The organism is Corynebacterium appendicis CIP 107643 (assembly GCF_030408415.1).
Lineage (GTDB): Bacteria > Actinomycetota > Actinomycetes > Mycobacteriales > Mycobacteriaceae > Corynebacterium > Corynebacterium appendicis.
The window spans coordinates 1,788,120-1,812,552 of sequence record NZ_CP046976.1; the positions used below are offsets into that span (position 1 = coordinate 1,788,120).

18 protein-coding genes are annotated in these 24,433 nt (G+C 65.0%); 4 read left to right on the forward strand and 14 right to left on the reverse strand.

The window, feature by feature from the left end:
- Position 1: 1 nt before the first annotated feature.
- From CAPP_RS08780 to CAPP_RS08805, 6 genes are all read right to left on the reverse strand, one after another.
- On the reverse strand, positions 2-124 hold the full coding sequence (locus tag CAPP_RS08780) for a hypothetical protein (protein ID WP_268753101.1): 123 nt from the start codon (positions 122-124) through the stop codon (positions 2-4).
- 359 nt (positions 125-483) lie between these two features.
- On the reverse strand, positions 484-3,192 hold the full coding sequence (locus CAPP_RS08785; RefSeq protein ID WP_412459500.1) for a translation initiation factor IF-2 N-terminal domain-containing protein: 2,709 nt from the start codon (positions 3,190-3,192) through the stop codon (positions 484-486).
- A gap of 466 nt (positions 3,193-3,658) precedes the next feature.
- A complete protein-coding gene (locus tag CAPP_RS08790) occupies positions 3,659-4,195 on the reverse strand; it encodes a TetR/AcrR family transcriptional regulator (protein WP_159437742.1) in 537 nt (178 codons plus the stop codon).
- 140 nt (positions 4,196-4,335) lie between these two features.
- Positions 4,336-6,036: an alkaline phosphatase D family protein gene (locus tag CAPP_RS08795; RefSeq protein ID WP_076599656.1), complete on the reverse strand. Its 1,701-nt coding sequence runs from the start codon at positions 6,034-6,036 to the stop codon at positions 4,336-4,338.
- A gap of 164 nt (positions 6,037-6,200) precedes the next feature.
- Positions 6,201-6,611: a nucleoside-diphosphate kinase gene (gene ndk / locus CAPP_RS08800; protein ID WP_076599655.1), complete on the reverse strand. Its 411-nt coding sequence runs from the start codon at positions 6,609-6,611 to the stop codon at positions 6,201-6,203.
- Between the two features lie 20 nt (positions 6,612-6,631).
- Entirely contained in the window at positions 6,632-6,949 is a 318-nt protein-coding gene (locus CAPP_RS08805) for a hypothetical protein (RefSeq protein WP_076599654.1), read from the reverse strand.
- A 162-nt stretch (positions 6,950-7,111) separates the two neighbouring features.
- Here CAPP_RS08805 and CAPP_RS08810 point away from each other — a divergent pair, with 162 nt between their 5' ends.
- From CAPP_RS08810 to CAPP_RS08820, 3 genes are all read left to right on the forward strand, one after another.
- The gene (locus CAPP_RS08810) at positions 7,112-8,650 is read left to right on the forward strand and encodes an AMP-binding protein (RefSeq protein WP_076599653.1); all 1,539 of its coding nucleotides are present in this window, start codon (positions 7,112-7,114) and stop codon (positions 8,648-8,650) included.
- Between the two features lie 184 nt (positions 8,651-8,834).
- A complete protein-coding gene (locus CAPP_RS08815; protein ID WP_076599652.1) occupies positions 8,835-10,028 on the forward strand; it encodes an acyl-CoA dehydrogenase family protein in 1,194 nt (397 codons plus the stop codon).
- 86 nt (positions 10,029-10,114) lie between these two features.
- Positions 10,115-11,320 carry an acyl-CoA dehydrogenase family protein gene (locus tag CAPP_RS08820; RefSeq protein WP_076599651.1) on the forward strand — a complete coding sequence of 402 codons (1,206 nt, stop codon included), beginning with the start codon at positions 10,115-10,117 and terminating at the stop codon, positions 11,318-11,320.
- A 133-nt stretch (positions 11,321-11,453) separates the two neighbouring features.
- Here CAPP_RS08820 and CAPP_RS08825 read toward each other — a convergent pair whose 3' ends face one another.
- The 7 genes from CAPP_RS08825 to CAPP_RS08855 form a co-directional block, all read right to left on the reverse strand.
- Positions 11,454-12,602 (reverse strand): HNH endonuclease signature motif containing protein, encoded by a 1,149-nt coding sequence (locus CAPP_RS08825; RefSeq protein ID WP_076599650.1) that lies wholly within the window; start codon positions 12,600-12,602, stop codon positions 11,454-11,456.
- Positions 12,603-12,713: 111 nt separating this feature from the next.
- On the reverse strand, positions 12,714-14,918 hold the full coding sequence (locus CAPP_RS08830) for a 3-hydroxyacyl-CoA dehydrogenase/enoyl-CoA hydratase family protein (protein ID WP_076599649.1): 2,205 nt from the start codon (positions 14,916-14,918) through the stop codon (positions 12,714-12,716).
- 5 nt (positions 14,919-14,923) lie between these two features.
- Positions 14,924-16,075, reverse strand: a complete 1,152-nt coding sequence (locus tag CAPP_RS08835) for an acetyl-CoA C-acyltransferase (protein ID WP_076599648.1) — start codon at positions 16,073-16,075, stop codon at positions 14,924-14,926.
- Between the two features lie 150 nt (positions 16,076-16,225).
- Positions 16,226-16,675: a DUF4233 domain-containing protein gene (locus CAPP_RS08840; RefSeq protein WP_076599647.1), complete on the reverse strand. Its 450-nt coding sequence runs from the start codon at positions 16,673-16,675 to the stop codon at positions 16,226-16,228.
- Entirely contained in the window at positions 16,675-18,129 is a 1,455-nt protein-coding gene (gene folC / locus CAPP_RS08845; protein WP_076599667.1) for a bifunctional tetrahydrofolate synthase/dihydrofolate synthase, read from the reverse strand. Before folC ends, CAPP_RS08840 begins: the two co-directional genes overlap by 1 nt.
- A 38-nt stretch (positions 18,130-18,167) precedes the next feature.
- Positions 18,168-20,906, reverse strand: coding sequence for a valine--tRNA ligase (locus tag CAPP_RS08850; RefSeq protein WP_076599646.1), 2,739 nt, complete (start codon positions 20,904-20,906; stop codon positions 18,168-18,170).
- A gap of 43 nt (positions 20,907-20,949) precedes the next feature.
- Positions 20,950-21,942, reverse strand: coding sequence for a malate dehydrogenase (locus CAPP_RS08855; protein ID WP_076599645.1), 993 nt, complete (start codon positions 21,940-21,942; stop codon positions 20,950-20,952).
- A gap of 232 nt (positions 21,943-22,174) precedes the next feature.
- Between CAPP_RS08855 and CAPP_RS08860 the strand changes: the two genes are divergently transcribed.
- The gene (locus CAPP_RS08860; RefSeq protein WP_076599644.1) at positions 22,175-23,008 is read left to right on the forward strand and encodes a TetR/AcrR family transcriptional regulator; all 834 of its coding nucleotides are present in this window, start codon (positions 22,175-22,177) and stop codon (positions 23,006-23,008) included.
- Between the two features lie 9 nt (positions 23,009-23,017).
- Here the strand turns inward: CAPP_RS08860 and clpX are convergent, their stop codons facing one another.
- On the reverse strand, positions 23,018-24,289 hold the full coding sequence (gene clpX, locus CAPP_RS08865; RefSeq protein WP_076599643.1) for an ATP-dependent Clp protease ATP-binding subunit ClpX: 1,272 nt from the start codon (positions 24,287-24,289) through the stop codon (positions 23,018-23,020).
- Positions 24,290-24,433 lie beyond the last annotated feature (144 nt).

Sequence of the window (24,433 nt, forward strand, 5' to 3'; positions counted from 1 at the left end):
TTTAGAGCGCCACGATCAGCACGATGATGAGCAGGAGCACCAACCCGCCGCCGACAGCGCCCGCAATGAGCGGGGTGTTGTTCTTCGACTTCTTCGGTGCGTTCGGAGTGGGGCGTTGAGCCATCGCCGCCATCTGTTGCGGGGGTCGCTGCTGCGGGAAACCAGGGCGCGGGCCCTGCGGACGTTTCGACGGTGACGGCATGACGGATTCCGCGATCATCGACACGGACGGCGACGGCTACGGCGACGTGCAGCTCACCGACACCGACGGTGACGGCTACTACGACGCCGAGGAGGCGATCACGACTGAGAACACCGCCATGGAGATGCCGACCACGGAGCAGCTCGGCTACGCCGGCGGCTACGAGCAGAGCTACGAGGACAGCGGCGACGCAGCCGGCCTCGAGGACGCAGCGACGGACTTCGCACAAACAGCACGACGAGGCCCCGTTCCGCGCAGGAACGGGGCCTTCGCGTGTTCAGCTACCGCGACTTACGCGTCGCGCGCCGACGCCCACGAGGGCCTTTGCTTATCGACGCCCCCTGCGTCCCTTCCTGCCTCTTTTGCCCCTTCCCGGACTGCTTCTCCTGCTGCTGGCGCGGGGTATGTGGCTGGCGCTGCTGGTTCTGCCGCCCGGAGGTACGGCGCGTAGCACGGCGACGACGGCGAGTGCCACGGCCCGCGCCTTCACGACGCTGAGCGGCAGAGGTCGACTCCCCGGAATCCTTCTCGCCCACGATATCCGTGGACGCGGCGGATTCCGCGAACGCCAGAGCATCGGCGGCTTCGCCGATCACGTCCTCGGTGGACGCGTCGTCGTAATCCTTCGGGTCCGGACGGTAATCCGACACCGAATTGCCGCGGGTCTTACGCTTACGGCGCGGTGAACTCTCAAACTCGGCCACAGCTTCCTCATAGGTCTGGCTCTTCTTCTGGCCGGACCGGTTGCCGGACTTCTCCTGGTCCTTGTCTTCGTCGTGGCCTTGGCCGCGCTCGTTGCGCTGCTCATCCTGCTGGCGACCCCGGCCCCGCCCGGAACCGCGGCGGCCGCGGCGGCGGGACGACCGGCGCTTAGGCTGGTCGCCGCGGGAATCAGAAGAGTCTGCGTCAGAAGAGTCTGCGTCAGAAGAATCGGAGTCGGAGGGGTCGGCAACGACGGCGTCGACAAGCTCCTCTGTGCTCTTTTTGTTGCGTTTCTCCATCGCCTTCGCGGCGGGGTGGTCGCCCGCCGCGTGGGCGTGGCGCTGGGGGTGGGAGGAATCGGGGTCGACGGGGTCGTCGGTAAGCACGATGCCGCGGCCGTCGCAATGCTCGCACTTGGTGGAGAACGTTTCCACGAGACCTGTTCCCAGGCGTTTGCGGGTGAGCTGGACAAGACCGAGCGACGTGACCTCCGAGACCTGGTGGCGCGTGCGGTCGCGGCCGAGCGCTTCCTTCAGGCGGCGCAGGACGAGATCCTGGTTCTCGGGCAGGATCATGTCGATGAAGTCGATGATGATCATGCCGCCGATATCGCGCAGGCGCAGCTGCCGGACGATCTCCTCGGCGGCCTCGAGGTTGTTGCTGGTCACCGTCTCCTCCAGCGAGCCGCCGGAACCGGTGAATTTGCCGGTGTTGACGTCGATGACCGTCATGGCCTCCGTGCGGTCGATCACCAGCGTGCCGCCCGACGGCAGCCACACCGTGCGCGACAGGGCCTTCTGGATCTGCTCGTCGACGCGGTGGACGTCGAACGCGTCGCGGCCGTCGTGGGCGCGGCGGTCGAATTTCTCCAGGCGGTCGAGCAAGTCAGGCGCGACGGACTGCACGTAGTTGTGCACGACATTCCACGACTTCTTGCCGTCAATGACGAGCTGGTCAAAGTCCTCGTTGAACAGGTCGCGCACGACCTTGACCAGAAGACGCGGCTCCTCGTACAGGGTGACGGGCTTGGCGCCCTTCGACTTCTTCTCCTTTTCCGCCTCTTCCTGGATGGCCTCCCACTGGGAGTGCAGGCGGTTGACGTCGGCGGCGATGGCTTCCTCCGGCGCGCCCTCGGCGGCGGTGCGGATGATCGTCCCTCCCTTGCCGGGCACGACGCGGACGAGAATGTCCTTCAGGCGCTTGCGCTCTGGCGCGGGCAGCTTGCGCGAAATGCCGGCGCTGCGGCCGCCGGGCACGTACACGAGGAAGCGGCCGGCCAGTGAAATCTGGGTGGTCAAGCGCGCACCCTTGTGCCCCACCGGGTCCTTGGTCACCTGGACCAGCACCTGGTCGCCGGACTTGAGCGCCTGCTCGATGCGGCGCGAACGGCCGCCCAATCCTGCTGCCTTCCAGTCCACCTCACCGGCGTAGAGCACGCCGTTGCGGCCCTGCCCGATGTCGATGAACGCGGCCTCCATGCTCGGCAGCACATTCTGCACGCGACCGAGGTAGATATTGCCGATCATTGACGCGTTGTCGTCGGAATCGACGAAGTGCTCCACCAAAAGGCCGTCCTCGAGGACGCCGACCTGGGTGATGGTGCCGGAGCCGTCGTGACGCTTGCGTTCGCGCACGACCATCGTGCGTTCGACGGACTCGCGGCGCGCGAGGAATTCCGCCTGCGACACGACGCGGGACCGTTTGCGCTCCTCCTCGCGTCGCTCGCTGCGTCGGCGGCGCTGCGCCTCCAGCCGCGACGAGCCCTTGATCGCCTTCGGTTCCTGGATCGGCTCGTCGGTAGCGGTTTCCTCCGGCTTCGGGGCATCGCTTGTCGACGAATCCCCCTGCCTCCTCGCCCTTCTCCTCTCCCCCCGGGGCGCAGCCTTGAACACCGGCGTGTACACGCCGGCGGTTTCCTCGGTGTCCTCCGTCGGGGCCGGGGCCGGCGTGATCTCGGGCTCAACGTCGGTGAGCAGGTCCGCCTCGACCTTCTCCTCGATCTGGTTGATCTCGTTCTCGACGTCCTTGCGGACGCGGTGGCGGATCTTCTCCTCTGCCGCGGCCTCATCCGGCGCGGTGTCCGCGGTTGTTTCGGGCGCGGTATCGGCTTCTGCCGCGTCGGCTGCCGGAGTGCCCTCGACCGCATCGAGCACTTGCTCCGTCTCGGCCTTGCTCAGCGAAGACTGCGCGACCTTCACCAGCCCCAGCTCGTTGAGCTTGACCACAAGGTCCTTCGACGTCATCCCCAGCATCTTCGCCAGGACGAACACCCGGGTCTTCTCGCCCAGCTGCGAACGGTCGACCGTCGCGGGTTGGGTGGTTGCCTCCTGCGCAGCCTTCTCCACATTCGCTTCCGCCGCGCGAGTGGACGACTTTTTAGTTGTCTTCTTCGTCGACTTCTTCGTCGCTTTCGCGGCCTGCTTGGTCGCTTTCTTAGCTGTCTTCTTAGCGGTCGTCTTCGCCGCTTTCTTTGTCGTTTTCTTCGCCGTCGAGCGTGCCCGGCGCTTACGTGGGGTCGTTGTCTCGTCGCTGTCAGCCACGGAAATCTCCTATTGAATTGCCGCGCGCGGAACGCCACCGGGCGCTGGTGGAACGGGTCCACCGCCGCCGCACAGTGCCGTGCACCGCTGGTTACGCGGAATAAATGTAAAGCTTCTCAAGCGTCCGCGACCTGTCGTGGGTCGCGCATGCTTCGGGAACCATTGTGGCACAGCTTCAGCGCGCAGGGGCGAGCAGGTTCACCATGCCGCGGTTCTAATTCCCGCGCAGGATCTCCTCGGTCAAAGTGACGATGGCGGCGTCGGTGTCTTTATTGAGGAGGGAACACACAGCGACACCGATAAGGGAACGGACGACTTGTCGGCCGGTGAGACCGCTAAACGACGCCGCATCAAGCACCTTTTGCACGGCATCGATCACGCCGCGCCAGTGAGCGGAGATCTCTGAAACGAGCTCGGAACTCTCGTGCTGGACATCGACGGTCGCGGTGACAAGGCCCGCGACATGGTCGATCTCGCCGCCGGCGACGACGCGGACGATGAGTTCGGCGAGCTGCGCTGGATCGGATGAAACAGCACCGCCCGCAAGCTCACGGTCGAGGAATTCGCGACGGCGTTCCGCTATGCCCTGGAAACAGGTGGCCAGCAAACGCTCGCGGTTGGAGTAGTAGTACCCGATCGACCCGACCGGCACGCCCGCCTGGGCGGCCACGTTGCGGTGCGTTACGCCGCGGAGTCCTTCGCTGTAGAGGAGTTCCGTGGCGGCCTGCAGGATGGCGAGACGTTTCGCCACCGCGCGTGACTGTTCAGCGCGCTGAGCCACCACGGGCCACCCCTCTCGACAACTTCTAATTCGTGAAAATTTATGTGTCGAGAGCGAATGTATACCTTCCGCCCCGGAAAGACGAACTAGTACAGCTGCTCAAGTGCGCGCTAGCGTTTCTCCTGGAAGCCCTGGCCCGCCACCCAGGTACGGGACACAGCGAGGCTGGCGGACGCACCCGGGTCCTCCACGTCCGAGACACGGTAGAAGTCCATGACCACCTTGTCCTTGGAAATCTTGGCGATGCCGTAACCGTGGGAGTCGAAATCCACGTGGTTGACCCACGGGTTCGCGGAGTACATCACGCCTTCCACGAGGTGGGTGATGCGGTTGTCCTCGGGGGTGTAGGTCTTCGTGTAGATGGCGACGATCTCGTCCACATTCGGCGCCGTGATCGACGAGCACACCATCTCGCAGCCGATCTCGTTGCCCTTGTGGCGCACCGAGTGGGCCCACTCGGAGTGAATGTCGCCGGTAAGGAAAAGGGTGTGAGGGGTGGTGTTGGTGAGGACGTCGAAAAGCCGTGCCCTCTCTGCGCGGTACCCGTCCCACTGGTCGGTGTTGACGGCAATGCCCGCAGAGCGCGTGAACTCGTCCAGGACGTCGTTCGCGGTGCGGTTGTCGGAGCTGGTCGGCGGCAGGTGGCCGATCTCCATCGGTGAGACCATGACCGAGTTGCCCAGCACATTCCACGCGGTCGTGGCGGTTTCCACTTTGCCCTTGACCCAGTCGAACTGCTCGGAACCGAGCATGCTTCGCGACGGATCGTCCTTGTCTCGCCCGATCGCCTTGACCTGCTCGTCGCGGTAGGTGCGCAAGTCCATCATCGTGAGGCTGATCAGATTGCCGAACTGGTAGCTGCGGTAGATATGCCCGCCCTCCGACGGTCGCACCGCACGCACCGGAAGCCACTCAAAGTAGGCCTGGTGGGCGAAGGATTCGCGCTTATTCCACTCCCCCTCGGCGCCCTCGGTGTGGTTCTCTGCGCCGCCGTCCCAAGAGTCGTTGGCGGACTCGTGGTCGTCCCACACGACGACCCACGGCGCAGCGGCGTGCGCCGCCTGGAGGTGCTCGTCGGTGCGGTAGCGGCCGTAGCGGACACGGTAATCCTGCAGCGAGACGATCTCGTGCGCCGGGTGGTGCGGACGGGACACGCCGCTCTTACCCGCGTATTCGCCGGTCGGGTACTCGTAGATGTAGTCGCCCAGGAAGACGACCAGGTCGATCTCGCCAGCCGCCGCCCGCTCCGCCATGTCGCGGTACGCGGTGAAATAGCCGCACTCGTAGTTTGCGCACGAGGCGACGGCGAGCTTGTACTCGCCGATATCCGCGGTGTACGCCGGAGCCGTGTGCGTGACGCCCACCGGAGAGACCTTGCCGTCCCAGCGGAAACGGTAGAAATAGTCGGTCGCCGGCTTCAGGCCGCGCGGATCCACCTTCACAGTGTGGTCCGTTGCGGACGTGGCGCGCTCCGCGCCTGTGCGGACGATGTTCGCGAACTCGCGGTCCGTGGCGATCTCCCACTCGACCGCCGCGTCCGCGCCCTTGCCCGAGCCCGGCACAGCGTCCGGTGACACCGTCACGCGGGTCCAGATGATCACGGAATCCGGTGTCGGATCGCCCGATGCGACACCGTGCATGAACGCCGCGTACTGCTTCGGCTTCGGAGCCTGCGGCAAGCGTGCCGACGACAGCGCCCGCGACGACGGCAGTTGAGCATTCGCCGTGGTGTTACCGGCCACAGCCACACCAGCGGCAGCTGCTGCGGAACCAGCGAGGAAGCGACGGCGGGGAAGATTATTGTTAGCCATGCTGACAACTGTCGAATCCCCCGTTCAGCGGCGCAACTGGAATCCAGCCCCACGTCCCAATGTTCCGCGTGAATTCACGGGGAATTCATGTTGAGGGGTGCGGGGTGAACGTCGATAAGCATGCAACAAGCTCGCGCACGACGGCGCGGGCTGCGAGAAACTGGTTAGAGGTTCGGGAACCAGATACCGATCTCGCGCTCAGCGGACTCCGGAGAATCGGAGCCGTGGACGACGTTCTCGCCGACCGTCAAAGCGAAATCGCCGCGGATCGTGCCCGGGGTCGCCTTCTCGACCGGGTGGGTGCCACCGGCGAGCTGACGCCACGCAGCGATCGCGGACTCGCCCTCGACAATGCCCGCGACCAGCGGAGCGGAGGTGATGAAGTCCACGAGCTCGCCGAAGAACGGCTTGTCCTTGTGCTCCTCGTAGTGCTTCTCGGCAGTTTCGCGGTCTGCGGTGCGCAGATCCATCTCGACGAGCTTCAAGCCCTTGCGCTCGATGCGGGAGATGATCTCTCCCACGTGGCCGTTTGCGACACCGTCAGGCTTAATCAGAATCAGAGTGCGTTCAGTCATGGCCCCAACACTACCGCCTGCTAGTCGACGCCGCGCACAACAGCCGCAGCCTCCTCGTAGCCCGTGTTCCGGAACCACAGCTGCACCTGGCGGACCGCCGAATCCTCACGCCCCTCTGCCTTCAGGTGCGCGACGGTCTCGCGCTGCTCCGGGTCGAGCTCGATCGGAGCGCTCTCCCGGGCGTTGTACTCCCGGTATTTCTCGCGCAGTCCGATGAACAGGAACACGCCTGCAGCCACCACCAGTAACAACGCGATCCAGCGGGGAAGGTCTACGAACGCGAGGACGATCGCGGCCAAAGACAGAGCCGCGGCGAGGGCGAGGGAACCAGCTTTCATGGCTCCCAAAGGTACCTGGACGTGGGCAAACACCGCCGGATGAAAATTATTTCGTTTTTTCATGCAAAGCACTGAGACGAGCGTCACAATAGTAGATAGGTTTTGCCTAGCTAACTTCCACGGCAGGACGTGACATACCGCGAACGCGAAAGGAGACGCGCCATGACGGCCACCCTCACCTCCCCCACGATCTTCCCCAGTCCGTATCCCGACCTCGAACTTTTCGGCGGCACGGTCTACGAGCAGATCTTCAACGACCTCACCGCCGCAGATGCCGCCCGCCCGGCGATCACGGAGCTGACCACCGGCAACTCCATCACCTACGGCGAGCTCAAGGAAAAAGCTGACGCGGTCGCCGGCTACTTGGCGCAGCGCGGCATCGGGCCCGGCAGCGTCGTGTCGCTGCAGATCCCCAACTCGATCAATTTCGCGGTGGCCCTGTTCGGCATCTTCCGCGCGGGTGCGACAGTGAACCCGATCGGCGTACTCATGAATAACGACGACGTTGAAAAGGTCTCGGAAATGGCCGGTGCAGACCTCTTCATCGGGATCTCCGACGTGGGACACGACAAGCACGTGTGGGATTACGAGCTGGAAGAAATCGTCGATAAGCGATTGCCCGCTCCCGATGTCGACGTCGACGGAAGCTCGCTCGCGTCCGTGCCGTTCTCCTCGGGCACGACCGGGATGCCGAAGGGCGTGATGCTCACGCACAGCAACCTCACGTCGAATGTGCTGCAGGCGCGCTACATGCTGGAGAAGAACGGCATCGGCCCGCACACGTCGACCCTGTCTCCCCTGCCCTTTTCGCACATTTACGGCATGACGGCGCTGATGCTCACGCCGATGCTGCAACGCTCGCACATCCACACGATGTCGAAATTCGACCTCGAGGTCTTCCTTCGCGCGCACGGCGAGCACAACATCGAGATGACGTTCATCGCCCCGCCCATGGCCGTCGCGCTGGCGAAGCACCCGGCCGTCACGCCCGAAGGTTTCGCCGCGAATAAGCTCATGTTCTCCGGCGCCGCGCCGCTCGACGAGGAAGTCGCGCGCGCCGTCGAGCGCCGCCTCGGCACCGACTGCGTGCAAGGTTACGGTATGACGGAAACATCGCCGGCGGTCAATATCGGCATCAAGGGCGAGACCAACCCGGGCTCCATCGGCTACGCGGTGCCGAACACGGAGTGCCGCATCGTGGACATCGAGACACTCGAGGACGTCCCCCACGGCGAGCCCGGCGAGCTGCTCGTGCGCGGGCCGCAGGTCATGCAGGGCTACCTGAACAACCAGGAAGCGACCGAGGAGACCTTCGTCGACGGCGGGTGGCTGCGCACCGGCGACGTCGCGCGCGTCGACGAAGACGGGCGCTTCTACATCGTCGACCGCGCCAAGGAAGTCATCAAATACAAGGGCTACCAGGTCGCTCCCGCTGAGCTCGAGGCGCTGCTGCTCACGCACGAAGCAATTGCCGACGCCGGCGTCGTCGGCGTCGACCGCGACGGACTCGAGATTCCGCGCGCATTCGTCGTGCTGCAGCCCGGCGCCTCGCTTTCCGCCGACGAGCTGATGGACTGGGTCGCCGAACGCGTCACCCCCTACAAGAAGGTGCGCGCGGTGACATTCCTCGACGAGATCCCGAAGAACCCCACCGGCAAGATCCTGCGCAAGGACCTGCGTCTGATCCCGCTGGAGGGGTAACTGGAAGGGCCTCTTTCCGCCGGTCGTCCCGCACGCCGGGGGCAGTGCGACGCATGCCACAAAAAGTCCGTGCGAATTCCTCTGTAAAGTTCTGCGACATAAGTCACAATTGAGGATGTTATGGTTTTGCTCCACAATTCCGCGGGGCGAAACCGCTCCCCCGGAACCAAGGAAAGAGGGAATCATGGCAGACAACCCCGTCCACGAACTGCTGGACCCGAAGACCGACTACTACCAGGTGTTCGCCGACATCGAGGGCGAGGACCTCGAGTGGTGGAAGAAGGCCCGCGACTTCGCTGAATTCGCCCGCCCCTACGTCAACGAAGGGTGGGAGAAAGCGGAGTACCAGATCCCCGTCGTCGCCGAGGCTGGCAAGCGCGGCCTGTTCCGCGACGCCATCGAGATCGAGGGTGAGCCGCACATGTCCGTGCGTGCTTCCCGCATGATGGCATTCGAGGTCGCGCGCACCGATGCCTCCCTCGGCACCGCTTTCGGCGTACAGGCCGGCCTCGCGATGCAGTCCATCGCAATGTGCGGCTCCGAGGAGCAGAAGGCGAAGTACCTGAAGCCGATGTGCCACCTGGAGATCCGCGGCGCGTTCGCCCTCACTGAGCCGGACCACGGCTCCGACTCCATCGCCCTGGAGACCACCGCGCGGCGCGACGGCGACGAGTGGGTCATCAACGGCGAGAAGAAGTGGATCGGCCACGGCTCCGTCGGCCACATCGCTGTGGTCTGGGCCCGCGACACGGAAGACGGCCAGGTCAAGGGCTTCATCGTCGACCAGGACCAGAAGGGCTACGAGGCGGAGACGATCGTCGGCAAGGCGTCGCTGCGCGGCATTCCGCAGGCGCACATCAAGCTTAACGACGTTCGTGTCTCCGACGACCGCCGCCTCCCCGGCGCCAACTCCTTCCGCGACTGCGCGAAGGTGCTGGCGGGCACACGCGTGTCCGTCGCATGGGCCTCCCTCGGCTTGGCCACCGACTGCTACGAGAAGGCTCTCGACTACGCACAGCGCCGCGTCCAGTTCGGCCGCCCGCTGGTGAAGAACCAGATCATCCAGCAACGCCTCGCCGACATGCTGCAGGACCTGACCTCCATGTTCCTGTACTGCCGCCGCCTGCTCGAGCTGGAGGAGTCCGGCGAGCTCACCGAGCAGCAGGCCGCACTGGCGAAGGTCCACTGCACCCGCGCCGCCCGCAAGATCTCCGCTGACGCACGCGACATGTTCGGCGGCGTCGGCATCCTCCTCGAGAACGACGTGGCGCGCCACCACGCCGACGTCGAGGCTCTGCACACCTACGAAGGCACCGACACGATGCAGTCGCTCATCGTGGGCAAGTCCATCACCGGCGTCGGCGCATTCGCCGGCTAAGGCACGCTGAAAATGAGCTGCATCGCGACCGAGAACGGGAGCGGTGCAGCTTTTCGCGCGAAAGCTACAGAAAGCGAGAAAGACTCATGACTGAAGACAAGCTGACCGACGGCGTCGCCGCTCTCCTCGACCCGAAAACGGACTACTACCGCGTGTTCGCCGACGTCGACGGTGAGGACCTCGAATGGTGGAAGAAGGCCCGCGAGTTCATGGAATTCGCCCGCCCGTCGATCAACGAGGCGTGGGAGAAGGCCGAGTACAACATCCCCGGTGTTGAGGAAGCCGCGCGCCACGGGCTTGTCACCGACGGCATTTCCATCGACGGCAAGCCAGGGATTTCCATCCGCGCGAACCGTCTGATTCAGATGGAATTCGCGCGTACCGACGCCTCCACCGCCACCGCACACATCGTGCAGTCCGGTCTGGCGATGCGCTCCATCTCCGAGTGCGGCTCCGACGAGCAGAAGGCCAAGTACCTGGGCCCGATGTCGCGCATGGAGATCCGCGGAGCGTTCGCCCTGACTGAGCCGGACCACGGTTCGGATTCCATCGGCTTGGAGACCTCCGCGCGCCGCGAGGGCGACGAGTGGGTCATCAACGGCGAGAAGAAGTGGATCGGCCACGGCTCGGTCGGCCACATCACCATCGTCTGGGCGCGCGACGAGGAAGACGGCGAGGTCAAGGGCTTCATCGTCGACCAGGATCAGGAGGGGTACTCGGCGGAGACGATCGTGGGCAAGGCGTCGCTGCGCGGCATTCCGCAGGCGCACATCACGCTTAACGACGTCCGCGTTTCCGACGACCGCCGCCTCCCCAATTCCCACTCCTTCCGCGACACCGCGAAGGTGCTCACCGGCACCCGCATCGCAGTGGCCTGGGTCGCGCTCGGCATGGCGATCGACTGCTACGAGAAGGCTCTTGACTACGCGCAGCGCCGCGTCCAGTTCGGCCGCCCGCTGGTGAAGAACCAGATCATCCAGCAGCGTCTCGCTGACATGCTGCAGGAGGTCACCTCCATGGCGTTGTACTGCCGCCGTCTCCTGGAGCTGGAGGAGGCCGGCGAGCTCAACGAAAAGCAGGCAGCCCTGGCGAAGGTCCACAACACCCGCGGCGCCCGCAAGGTCGCAGCTGATGCACGCGACATGTTCGGCGGCGTCGGCATCCTGCTGGAGAACGACGTGGCTCGCCACCACGCCGATATCGAGTCGCTCCACACCTACGAGGGCACGGACACGATCCAGTCCCTGATTGTGGGCAAGTCGATTACCGGCGTTTCGGCTTACCGCTCCTAAGCCGCTCATAGGCAGCGCTGAATCACCGGGTTCACTCAATCGGGTGAGCCCGGTTTCTGTGTTCGGGGCAGGGTGGATGCCAGAACGTGCCGAACATTTGCGCGCGGAAACGTGGCGTTGGAAATCAGCGAGGTCAATCGTGACCAGGCGGCGGGTCGGAGCCGAAAAGTGTCGCCATCGCGCCGTATCTGTGGTGCATCTGCGGCACGGGTGTTCCGCGGGGCGAGACCCAGATTGGTGTTCCCTGGCGCATCTCGATGCGGCCTCGCTGCCGGCGCCGCGGGCCGTCGTCGTTGACGCGGTTGTGATAGCTGCACAAGGGGGCGAGGTTGGCCAGGTTGGTTTCCCCTCCCCTGCTCCACGGCGTGATGTGGTGGATCTCGCACGCATCGGCGCCGTGCCGGCAGAACGGCTGCGAGCACGTCGGCATCGCTGCTCGCGCGAGGTCGCGCTGCTTCTGGTTGGCGAACCGGCTCGTCCGGTACAGATTCACCGCGCCCTGCTGCGGGTGGAAGAGCGCGGCCTCCAGCTCGTTGTCGGCGGTAGCGATGAAGCGGTTGAGGAATTCCGCACCGGTCATCGTCGTGCCGTCGGTGAGACCGAGGACGACCTCGTCGCCGTCACCGCGGACAATGCTCGCAAAATCCGGCACGCCCACGAGAACGAGTGGACGCGGGTGCGAGTGCGGGACGCCCGTGGCGGAGGCAGGTGCGCCGTCGGGGTTGCCACCGAAATTGTCGCCGAGATTGCCGCGCAGCAGGTTCTCGAGTCTGGACGCCATCTGGGGCATGGCGGGCTTGGAGGAATCGATGCCGTCGCGCAGGAAGTGCTCGGTGTCGGCGAGCAGGCGCTCGTCAGCGGTCACCGTCATGGAACGCTTGCCCATTCTGGACCGGCCGAACTTCACGGCGTTCTTTGGCGGAGCCGGTTCAGGATCCGGCACCAGCTTCTTCGCGCGGCGCTTCAACGCGTCGAAACTGCCGCGGAAATTCAAAAGGGAAAGGCGGGTCTGCCAGGAGGTGGAGGGGTCGTCGATAAGCGAAAGGCGTGATTCGATGAATGCGAGCTGATCGATCGAGAGCTCGCTCGCGCGTGCCTTATCGAGGGCCTTTCGTTGCCATTTCGTCCACTTCGTGCGGCCGAAATACGTGCGGTGCACTGCTTCCCACTCGCGGACGCGCCGCGGATCGAGCCCGGCGGCGAGCGCGACCTCGCGGTCGAAATCCGCGAGCGAGTCCACGACGCTGCCGCGCAGCGCCTGGACCATGTCAGTGAACCTCATGACTCGAACGCTAATCGAAGCCGCTACCCTCCGAAAGCGATATTTGCGCATTATAGTGCGCAAAACCGGCACCCCGCGATCGTGCGGAATGCCGGTTTCGGGGTGTGGCGACTAGTTGTTCAGCGGCTTGCGCGTGGTCGCCATGGACACGGCGCGGTCGTGGTTCTCCTGGCGCTGGAGCACCTCGGTGGCCGCGTCGACCTGGCGCTGTGCCAGCTCCTCCTCGGTGGCGGTGCCGTCGCCGGTGTAAACCTTGGCCAAGGCCTCGCCGATGGCCTTGTCGGTCTCGGAACCATCGGTGTAGGCGAGGGCATCGGTGGTGAGCGGGAGTTCGGCGTCGGCGGGTGCGGAGTAGCCGTCCGCGAGCTTCTTCACCAGCTCGAGGGCGCCCTCGACAACGTGGTCCGGGGACTGGATGACCTCGTCGTGCTCACGCCAGAAGTCGACGTTGACCGCCGGGACCGGCTTGACGTTGAGCAGCACACCGAATGCAGTGGCGTGCGGGTTCGGGGCGCCGATCTCGACCAGGCGCTCCAGCAGGCGCACCGGGCCGGACCACGCCGGGAACAGACCGACGTTGCGCTCCGGGAAGCCCACGCGGGCCTCGGCGTGGATGACGGACGCGTCGGTGTGCAGCAGCAGCTCCATGCCGCCGCCGAGCGCCACACCGCGGACCGCGCCGACCACCGGGTACGGGGCGATGCGTGCGCCGTGCAGGCCGTCGATGCCCTGCTTGATGGTGCGGGCCAGCTCCTCGGCATCGCCCTCCGGGCCGGAAAGCTTCGCCAGGGTGCCCAGGTCGGCGCCCGCGGAGAAGGCGCGCTCCTCGTCGTTGGCGATGACCAGGCCCTTGAGGTCCCACTCCGGCGCGTGCGTCCACAGCTCGGTGACGGCGTTGGAGTTGGAGTTCATCGGGGTCTTGTAGACGAAGACGCCGAAGCCTGCGTAGTCACCGTCGGTGAGCTTGTACACGGTGGCGTCGTCGTTGCCGGCGATTTCCTCGGCGCCAGCCACCAGGTCAGCAACGCGGATGACGCCCTCGCGGTTCGGCAGGTCGGTCAGGTTGCCGTCGGTGCCGAGCACCTTGCCGCCGGCGTAGAAGCCGCCGGCCTGCTTAGCAGACTCGAGCAGGGACGGGGTGTCGTCGATAAGCGATGCGACGAAGTCGATGCCCAGCGAATCCGCGAGCGCGAACGGGCCCTTCTTCCAGCCGTAACCGAGCTGCATCGCGATATCGATCTGGTCGACCGTCTCCGCGATCTCCGGCGCGGTGTCGCAGCAGTACTTGATGAAGGTCGCAAAGACCTCCTTCGCGTAATCGCCCTCCGGGGTGCCCGACTCGATGAGCTCCTTCGGGTCCTTGCCGACCTCGAACTTCTCCTTCGGACGGTAATCGCCCGCCTCAAAGTCGTAAATCTCGTCGCGGCCGCGGTAGAAGCCGGACTCGGCGGTGCGGCCGGTGAAGCCCTTGTCCAGCAGGGTTGTGAACTCGTCGCGCTCGACGATGTTGTAGTCGTGGTACGCGTCGGACTCCGGCAGGGCCTTCAGCAGCGAACCCCAAATACCCGGGACGAGCTGGATGCCGACGTAGTCGAACAGGCCGAAGATACCGGTGCGCGGCACGCCGAACGGGCGGCCGAACGCGACGTCCGCCTGCTCCGGCTTGATGCCGGTGTCGAAGGCGGTCTTGGCGCCGACGGCCATCCAGAAATTGCCGATGCGGTTGGCGATGAAGCCCGGGGTGTCGCGGCAGTCCACGACGACCTTGCCCATTTGGCGCTCCAGCACGTGGTGCATCTGCTCCTTGACCTCGGCGGAGGTGTCCGGGCCCTCGACGTACTCGACGAGGCGCATCACGCGCGGAGGGTTGAAGAAGTGGGTGATGGAGAAGTCGCGTTTGAACTCGGCGGACGCCTCGCCGAGCAGGACCTCCAGCGGAATGGTGGAAGTGTTGGAGGATACCGGGGTGCCCGGCTTGCGGTGCGCGTCGACCTTGGCGAAGGTGTCGCGCTTGACGTCGATGTCCTCGAAGACGGCCTCGACAATCCAGTCGACCTCGCCGAGACGGTCCAGGTGGTCCTCGGTGTTGCCCGGGGTGACCAGCTCTGCATTCTCGGGGCGCTGGAAGCCGTGGCGCTTCAGCTGAGTGTCGATGCCCTTCTGGGCGCGGCCGTTCCGCTCATCCCCTTCAGCGCCTTCGATCGGCAGATCGAGGAGCTGAACCTTGATGCCCGCGTTGGCCATGTGCGCGGCGATGCCGGCGCCCATGGAGCCGGCGCCGAGAACTGCTGCTGTTTTGATGTCTTTAGCTGCCATGTGTCTTAAACCTCCAGAATGAGTGCGATGCCCTGGCCGCCGCCGATGCAGGCAGTGACGAGGCCGTAGCCGCCGCCGGCGTTCTTGAGCTGGTGGATGAGCTTGGTGGTCAAAACGACGCCGGTGGCGCCGATCGGGTGGCCGAGCGCGATTGCGCCGCCCTGGATATTGGTCTTGTCGTTGTCGAAGCCGAGCTGGTCCGCGACAGCGATGCACTGTGCGGCGAAGGCCTCGTTGGACTCAATGAGTTTGATGTCCTCGAGCTTCAGGCCGGCCTTGTCCAGCGCCTTCGGCACAGCGGCAACGGGGCCGAGACCCATAGTGGCCGGGTCGCAGCCAGCGACACCCCAGGAGACGATCTTGGCCAGCGGCTCCAGGCCGAATTCCTTGAGGCCGGATTCGTTGGTCATGACGGTGGCTGCGGCGGCATCGTTGATGCCGGAGGAGTTGCCGGCGGTGACGGTGCCGTCCTTCTTGAAGGTCGGGCGCAGGCCGCCGAGCTTCTCCAGCGTGGTCTGGCGCGGGTGCTCGTCGGTGGTGAACTCGCCGACCGGGACGATCTGCTCTTTGAATTCGCCGTTCGCGATCGCGGCTGCGGCGCGCTCCTGCGACTGCAGTGCGTACTCGTCCTGGCGCTCGCGGGAGATGTCGTACTTCGCGGCGATGTTCTCCGCGGTCATACCCATGCCGCCGTTGCCCATCGGGTCGGTGAGGGCACCGGTGAGCCAGTCGATCAGGCGGCCGTCGCCCATCTTGCGGCCCTGGCGCATGCCCTCGACGGAGTACGGTGCCTGGGACATGACCTCGACGCCGCCGGCGAGCGACAGCTTCGCGTCACCGGTGATCAGCTGCTGCGCAGCCGAGATAATGGCCTGCACGCCGGAGCCGCAGAGGCGGTTCACGCCGTACGCGTGGGAGCTCTTCGGCAGGCCGGCCTCGAGGGCGACGGCGCGGGAAGTGTAATTATCGCGCGGGATCGTGGTGACCACGTTGGCCCACACGGAGGAGTCGAAATTCTCAGCGGGAACACCGGAGGATTCGATCACGGCCTTGGCGACGTGGGTGCCGAGGTCGATGGTGGCCATCTTCGACAGCGAACCGCCGAACGTGCCGACGGGCGAGCGCTTGGCCTGGGTGATGTAGATAGGCTCAGACATGGATCTCCTTCATCGATTGTGCTGGATTACACATCCCCACAATTATAGGAAAGATCACAGTCAAGTTCCGCGCCTCGATCACTTTTTTCAATCGAGGTAGCCCCGCTCACATTTTTTACGGAGCTTATCGACGGGCACCCCTCAAGCCCGCTACCCCTCGTCCGCGGTGCCGAGGTGCTGCGTGGTGAGCAGTCCGCGGCGCTGGCGCTCCAGGATATCGGCGCGCATTTTCACGATCAGGAACCACACGATCCCGAACATGATGCCCACTGCCCCGACGGACCAGTGGATGAAGAAGCCGATGATGATCAACGGCACCTGGAGGGCGACGTCGAAAAGCAACGCTCCTGGGCGGCGCTGGAAGAATGCCGCGATGAAGTGCACGGCACCCATGGCGGTGACGAAGACCCAGTTGAACGTGGTCCACAGCTCGCCGTCGTTGATCTTGAGGATCACGGTAAGGCACAGCCAGATGGTGATCGCTTCCATGACGAGCGTCCCGGAGAGTACGCCGGACAGGCCCTTGATGGGGTCCTTGACGGGCGCTGAGCCGGGACCGAGCGGGCCGTACTCGACGGGTTTACGGGGCGTGCGGGACATTATTCGGGGTCCTTTCCAAACATGGCGCGGGCCTCGCCGACAGTGACGACCGAGCCGGTGATGAGCACGCCCGAGCCGGACTGCACGCCGACAGCTTCGAGCGCTTCTTCGGCGAGTTCGACGGCGAGCGTGTACGCGGACGGCAGGTGTTCCTCGACGTGGACGCGCTCTTCGCCGAAGATGTCGCGAGCGGTCTCGGCGAGCTCGTAGGCGTCGGTGGCGCGCGGCGACGAGTTCTGGGTGATGACCACCTCGCTCAAGACCGGCTCGAGCGCGGTGAACACGCCGACGGCGTCCTTGTCGTCGAGAATGCCGAGCACACCGATGAGACGCGCGAAGTTGAAGTCGCGCTCGATTGCGGCGGCGAGGGCTTGGGCGCCGTGCGGGTTGTGGGTCGCGTCGATGAACGTCGTGGGGGTGGAGCGCACCCGCTCGAGGCGCCCCGGGGACACGGCTGCGGCGAACCCGGCGCGCACGGTGTCGGCGTCGAGGGGCTTTTCCGCGCCCGCACCGAAGAACGCTTCGACGGCGGCGAGCGCCACGGCGGCATTGCGCGCCTGGTGAGGGCCGGACAGCGGCAGGAAGACCTTGTCGTACGTGCCGGACAGGCCGCGCAGCGTCAGGGTCTGGCCGCCGACGGCCACGCCGGCCTCTTCGACGCCGAATTCTTCGTCGAGGCGAGCAACAGCGGTGCCGACCTCGACGGTGCGCTCCAGGATGACGCGCATCGCTTCTGGCTCCTGGTTCGCGACCACGGTGACAGCTTCGGGGCGGCGCACGATGCCGGCCTTCTCCCCCGCGATCTCGGCGATGGTGTCGCCGAGGTAGTCGGTGTGATCGAGACCGACGGGCATGATGACATCGACGTCGGATTCAACGACGTTGGTGGCGTCCCACGTGCCACCCATGCCGACCTCGACGACGGCGATCTCGACGGGGGCGTCGGCAAACGCAGCGAGTGCGATCGCGACGGTCACCTCGAAATAGGACATCGGGTGGTCGCTTTTGGCATCGACGAGCTCGATGAACGGCTTGATTTCCTCGTAGATGCGCACCAAATCAGCCGGGTGGATCGGCTCGCCGTCGATCCCGACTCGCTCGGTGATCGACTGCAGGTGCGGGCTCGTCGTGCGCCCGACACGCGCGCCGAAGGAGCGCAGCAGCGACTCGATCATCCGCACCGTCGAGGTCTTGCCGTTCGTGCCCGCGACATGGATCACCTTGTACGCGCGCTCCGGGTGGCCGAGGAAGTCCATGAGCATCTCGATGCGCTCGAGGCTCGGGTCGATCTTCGTTTCGGGCCAGCGCGCGAGCAATTCGCTCTCCACGCGCGCGAGTTCCGCGCGGTCCGCGTCGGACACGGGACGCGGGACGGGGGCGGCAGAGTCGGGGTCGTCGGGGGTGCCGTCGATAAGCTCGTCGCCCAAATTGAGCACGAGCCCGTCTTCGTCCATGCGGATGTCGTATCCGCTCTCCTGGTCGCTGTCCGCCACTACTTGGCCTCCGGCAGCGCGGCGAGGCGCGCGGTGACGCGCTCGACTTCTTCTTGCGCGACTTTCTGGCGTTCGCGAATCTTCTCTACGACCTCGGCGGGGGCCTTGGACAGGAAGGACTCGTTGCCGAGCTTCTTGCCGGTGTTGTCCAGCTCCTTCTCCGCTGCGGCGAGCTCCTTCTCGAGGCGTTTGCGCTCAGCCGCGACGTCGACGGTGCCCGAGGTGTCCAGGGCCGCGTCCAGCGTGGTTTCGGCAAGACGCACTTCAATGCTTGCCGACGCCCCGAAGTCCTCCCCCGGCACCTCCACCCTCGCGATGGAGCGGATCATGTCTTCCTGACCCGCGAGGTCTGCCTTGGCAAAGTCCAGGCGCGCCGGGACTTTCTGCGACGGCTTGACGCCCTGGTCGGAGCGGAAGCGGCGCAGCTCGGTGATCAGCGCAATGGCGTCGGTGATGCGGCGCTGGGCGACTTCGTCGACTTCTGCACCGCCATTGGTGTCTTCCGCGGTCGGCCACGGCGCGAGGCACAGAGAGTCCTTCTCCGTGAGTGCCTTCCACAGCACTTCGGTGACGAACGGCATGGTCGGGTACAGCAGGCGCAGGACCACGTCGAGGACGCGGCCGAGCACGATCTGGGTGTTGCGGCCCTTTTCGGAGACGCCGTCGCGCGGGATCTGGGTCTTGGCGATCTCGAGGTACCAGTCGCACAGCTCGTCCCACGCGAAGTGGTAGAGCTCTTCGTTGGCTTTGGAGAACTGGTAGTCGTCGAGAAGCTTATCGACGTGCCCCCTCACCGTTTCCAGCCTGTCCAGAATCCAACGGTCTGCGTCGGTGAGCTCCTCGCGCGCTGGCAGCGGGCCGACAGCCGCGCCGTTCATCAGCGCGAACTTGGTGGCGTTGTAGAGCTTGGTGGCGAAGTTACGGGCGGCCGCTGCGTTGTCGTCGCCGATGGGCAGGTCGATGCCCGGGTTCGCGCCGCGGGCGAGCGCGAAGCGCAGTGCGTCTGCGCCGTAGTCACGCACCCAGTCCATCGGGTCAATGCCGTTGCCGAGCGACTTGGACATCTTCCGGCCCTTCTCGTCGCGGACGAGGCCGTGGAGGAAGATGTTCTTGAACGGTACTTCCGGCCGATCGTCCTGGCCTTGGCCCAGGACATCGGCTGTTTGAGTGCCGGCGAAGGTGCCGAACATCATCATGCGCGCAACCCAGAAGAAGAGGATGTCGTAGGCGGTGACCAGCACCGTCGTCGGGTAGAACTTCTCCAGCTCCGGGGTGGTGTCCGGCCAGCCCATCGTGGAGAACGGCCACAGGGCGGACGAGAACCAGGTGTCCAGGACGTCCGGGTCCTGCTCGTAGCCCTTGGGCGCTTCCTCATCTGGGCCGAGGCAGATGATGTCGCGCTCACCGTTTTCATCCTCCGGGCCGTACCAGATCGGGATGCGGTGGCCCCACCACAGCTGGCGCGAAATGGTCCAGTCGTGCATGTTGTCCACCCAGTCGAAGTAACGCTTCTCCAGGGAATCCGGGTGGATGACGGTGTCGCCCTCGCGGACTGCTTCGCCGGACATGCGGGCCAGCTCGGAGACCTTCACGAACCACTGCAGGCTCAAGCGCGGCTCGATCGGCTCGCCGGTGCGCTCCGAGTGGCCGACGGAGTGGACGTACGGGCGGACCTCTTTGACTATGCGCCCCTGCTCCGCCAGAGCTTCGCGCACCTTCACGCGGGCTTCCTCGCGGGTCAGGCCGTCAAACTCGGTGCCGGTGTCAGCGATGTGGCCGGTCTTGTCCATGATGATTGGCATGTCCAAGTCGTGGCGCAGGCCCATCTCGTAATCGTTCGGGTCGTGGGCCGGGGTGATCTTCACTGCACCGGTGCCCAGCTCCCGGTCGACGTAGTCGTCGGCGATGACCTTCAGCTTCAAGTCGTCGCGGAACGGGTGATCGAATTCCTGGCCGACGAGGTGCTGGTAGCGCTCGTCGTCCGGGTGGACGGCGATGGCGACATCTCCCAGCATCGTCTCCACGCGGGTGGTGGCCACGACGAGGTGCGGCTCGTCGTCGTTGAGCGAACCGTAGCGGATGGAGACGAACTCGCCCTCGACATCCTTGTACACGACCTCGATATCGGAGACGGCTGTCTCCAGCACCGGGGACCAGTTGACCAGGCGGTAATCCTGGTAGATCATCCCGGCGTCGAAAAGCTGCTTGAAAATGGTGACGACCGCTCGGTTCAGCCCTTCGTCGAGTGTGAAGCGCTCCCGCGACCAGTCGACGGAATCGCCGATCGCGCGCATCTGCGACGTGATGGTGCCGCCGTACTTCTCTTTCCACTCCCACACGCGCGAGATGAATTCCTCGCGGCCGTAGTCGTAGCGGTCCTTGCCCTCGGTCTCCTTGAGCATGGCCTCGACCTTGGTCTGCGTGGCGATGCCCGCGTGGTCCATGCCCGGCAGCCACAGCACCTCGTAGCCCTGCATACGCTTGCGTCGCACCAGGGAATCCATCAGCGTGTGGTCCAGCGCGTGGCCCATGTGCAGCTGACCCGTCACATTGGGCGGGGGCAGCACGATCGAGTAGGCGGGCTTGTCCGACGACGGGTCGGCCGTGAAGTAGCCCTTGTCCACCCACTCTTCGTAGATCCCCTGCTCGAGGTCCTGAGGCTCCCAGCTCTTCGGCAGGGCGTCCGCCCTACTGACACCGATGAGCTGCTCGTTGTACGTCGCGCTAGATTCAGTCACGGTTAAATAGTGTAGCCGTCGCGCCCAGCCGGCTTCGAGGGTGTTAGAAGAGCTTGTCGGCGATCTCCGCCTCGGCGCGCAACGCTTCGATGTTGGCGTCGACGCGCGCACGCTGATCGTCGTCAAGCTCGAGCCCCTCCACGACGCCCCAACGGCCGTTGATGCCGATGACCGGGAAGCCGAACACGAGCCCCTCGTCGACGCCGTAGCTGCCCTTCGAGACGACCGCAGCCGTGGTCCACTTGCCCTCCGTTCCGGTGACCCAATCGCGCATGTGGTCCACGGCGGCCGACGCCGCAGACGCCGCCGACGAACGGCCGCGCACCTTGATGATCTCGCCGCCGCGCTTGGCCACCCGCGGAATGAACTCGTTTTCGTACCACTCCCGCTCCACGCGGTCCGCCACGGACTCGCCGCCCACCGTCGCGTACGTGGTGTCCGGGAACTGGGTGTCGCTGTGGTTGCCCCACACGACGATGTTCTCGAACGCGCTCGAGTGCTCCCCGAGCTTCTCCGACAGCATCGAGATCGCGCGGTTGTGGTCGAGGCGCATGAGCGCGTTGAAGTGCTCCGCGCCGACGTCGGGCGCCGCCTTGTTCGCGATGTATGCGTTCGTGTTCGCAGGGTTGCCCACGACGAGCACGCGCACGTCGTCCGCCGCGTGGTCGTTGATCGCGCGGCCCTGCTCGACGAAAATCTTGCCGTTCGCTGCGAGCATGTCCGCGCGCGACTCCCCTTCGCCGCGCGGCTTCGCGCCGACGAGAAAGGCCGCGTTAGCGCCGTCAAACGCCTTCGCCGGGTCGTCCGTGACTGTGATCGAGCGGACATTGCCCAGCGCGGAGTCGTTGAGCTCCATCGCCACACCGTCGACCGTGCCCACCGCCGACGGGATGTCCAGCAGCGCGAGGTCCACGAGCGTGTCTGCCCCGAATACCTCGCCGGAGCCGATCCGCCATAGAAGTGAATACGCGATATTGCCTGCGGCACCCGTGACAGTGACCTTGACAGACGGTGTGGCATCGAGCGGATTAGTCATTTCTTCTCCTTCGCTTGGCTTCCCCTTACCCGACGGGACGGAACCCCCGAATAGGCGTGCGGGCTTCCTGACACCACCCATGCTACCCCCGTCGCACTAGGCAATTTCCACATTCTGCGCCCACATTCTTCCGTTCATTCGGCACGGCCAACCCCATTTGGGCACGATGTTAAGGAGACGGCGGTCAATTTTGACGTCGCAAATAAATGAGGAAGTTTTCGAAGGAGACGCTGTGACGGAGTCCACGCATCCCGGCACCCGGTCCGGCGGCGGCGCGGCGGAGAACACCGACAAGGCCGATGCCGCCGACACCGCCGCACTGGACCGCGCCGTGGACATTGCGCTGACCCACTTCGCACGGGAGGGGTACACCTCCACGAAGCTCGACACGATCGCGCGCGAGGCCGGCATGTCGAAGCGCATGCTGCACTACCACTTCGGCGACAAGCGCGAGCTGTACCGCCGCGCACTCACCCGCGCAGCATGGAGTTTCACCCCGCCGCAGGAATTCCTCGACCGCTCCTACGCGGTACCCGTGGAGGGCATCCGCCGCTTCGTGGACGTGTTGTACAACCGGATGATCCAGAACCCGGATTCCATCCAGCTCTTCCTGCGCGAGAACCTCGACCCGGTTCTAAGCCCGGAGGACGTCACCGCGACACGCAGCGATTCGGAGGTTCTCCTTCAGATCGAACGCCTGCTGCTCATGGGTCAGGACGCGGGCGCGTTCCGCCCGGGAATTTCCGCAACTGACGTGGCAGTGCTGATCGCGTCGCTGACGTTCTTCCGCATCGGAAACCACGCCACGATGGATCAATTCGGCGGGATGAACATGCTCAGCCCCACGAACACGGAGGGCATGCGCCGCCTCACCATCGACGCGGTGCTGACGTTTTTGACGTCGAATATCCCCCACTCGGGCTACGAGTCCTACCTGACGTTTTCCGCACCCGAGGTCGCAGAGCCCGCCGACGAGGACGAGCCCAGCGAGGGAGACTACATAGGCGAGACGCTTATCGACGACATCTACGACCCCAACTACCCCGCCACCCCCTCCGGGGAATAGCGCAGGGTCTTACGCGGACTTCTTGGACTTCCGCAGCACGTATTCCGGCTCGCTGCCGTTATCGATGACGCCGGCATCGACAACGACCTCTTCGACGTCGTCCCGGTCGGGCAGGTCGTACATGATGGGCACGAGCGTGTCCTCCATGATCGCGCGGAGTCCACGGGCACCTGTGCCGCGGTCGGCGGCTTTCTTCGCCACTGCGGACAATGCGTCATCGGTGAAGCGAAGCTCCGCCCCGTCCATCGAGAACAGCCTCTGGTACTGCTTCACTAGGGAATTCTTCGGCTCGGTGAGCACGCGTACGAGGGATTCCTCGTCGAGATTCTCCACTGCCGCCACGATGGGCAGGCGGCCGATGAACTCCGGGATGAGACCGAATTTGACCAGGTCTTCGGGCTGCACTTGAGCGAGCATATTCTGCTCCTCGCGCTCGGTCGCGCTGTCTATCTCCGCGCCGAAGCCAATGCCCTTCTTGCCCACGCGTTCTGCGATGACCTTGTCCAGGCCCGCGAAAGCGCCGGCGACCACGAACAGGATATTGGTGGTGTCCACCTGGATGAACTCCTGGTTCGGGTGCTTGCGCCCGCCTTGCGGCGGAACGGACGCGACGGTGCCCTCCAGAATCTTCAGGAGCGCCTGCTGCACGCCCTCGCCTGAGACGTCGCGGGTGATCGACGGGTTCTCCGATTTGCGGGAGATTTTGTCCACCTCGTCGACGTAGATGATTCCGTTCTGCGCGCGGTCCACGTCGAAGTCCGCGGCCTGGAGGAGTTTGAGCAGGATATTCTCCACGTCCTCGCCGACATAGCCGGCTTCGGTCAGGCTCGTCGCGTCCGCAATCGCGAACGGGACATTCAGCATGCGCGCCAACGTCTGCGCCAGGTAGGTCTTGCCCGAACCGGTGGGGCCAAGCAACAGGATATTGGACTTGGCGATCTCGACGTCCTCGTCCTTCTTCCGCAGACTGCCCTTCTCGGTGCGCACACGCTTGTAGTGGTTGTACACCGCCACCGCAAGGGTGCGCTTGGCCGGGTCCTGCCCGATGACGTACTGGTCCAAAAACGCCGTGATCTCGGATGGGCGCGGAAGCTTTCCTTCCTCACCGCTGTCCTGGGACTGGGAACCGGCGAGCTCTTCCTCGATGATCTCGTTACACAGCTCAATGCACTCGTCGCAGATGTACACGCCGCCGCCGGCGATGAGCTTGCGCACTTGCTTCTGGCTCTTGCCGCAGAAGGAGCACTTCAACAGGTCGGAACTGTCTTGCGTAACTGCCATGGGGTGTTCTACTTCTCGCTTTTCACGTCTTCTCGTCGGTTCAGGATCGTGCTGTGAACCCCAACGCTACCTGGTGGGGTGAACATTCCCGATGCGGCCGTTCGAACCACTCGAACACAGCCGCGTACTTCTCCCCACCACTAT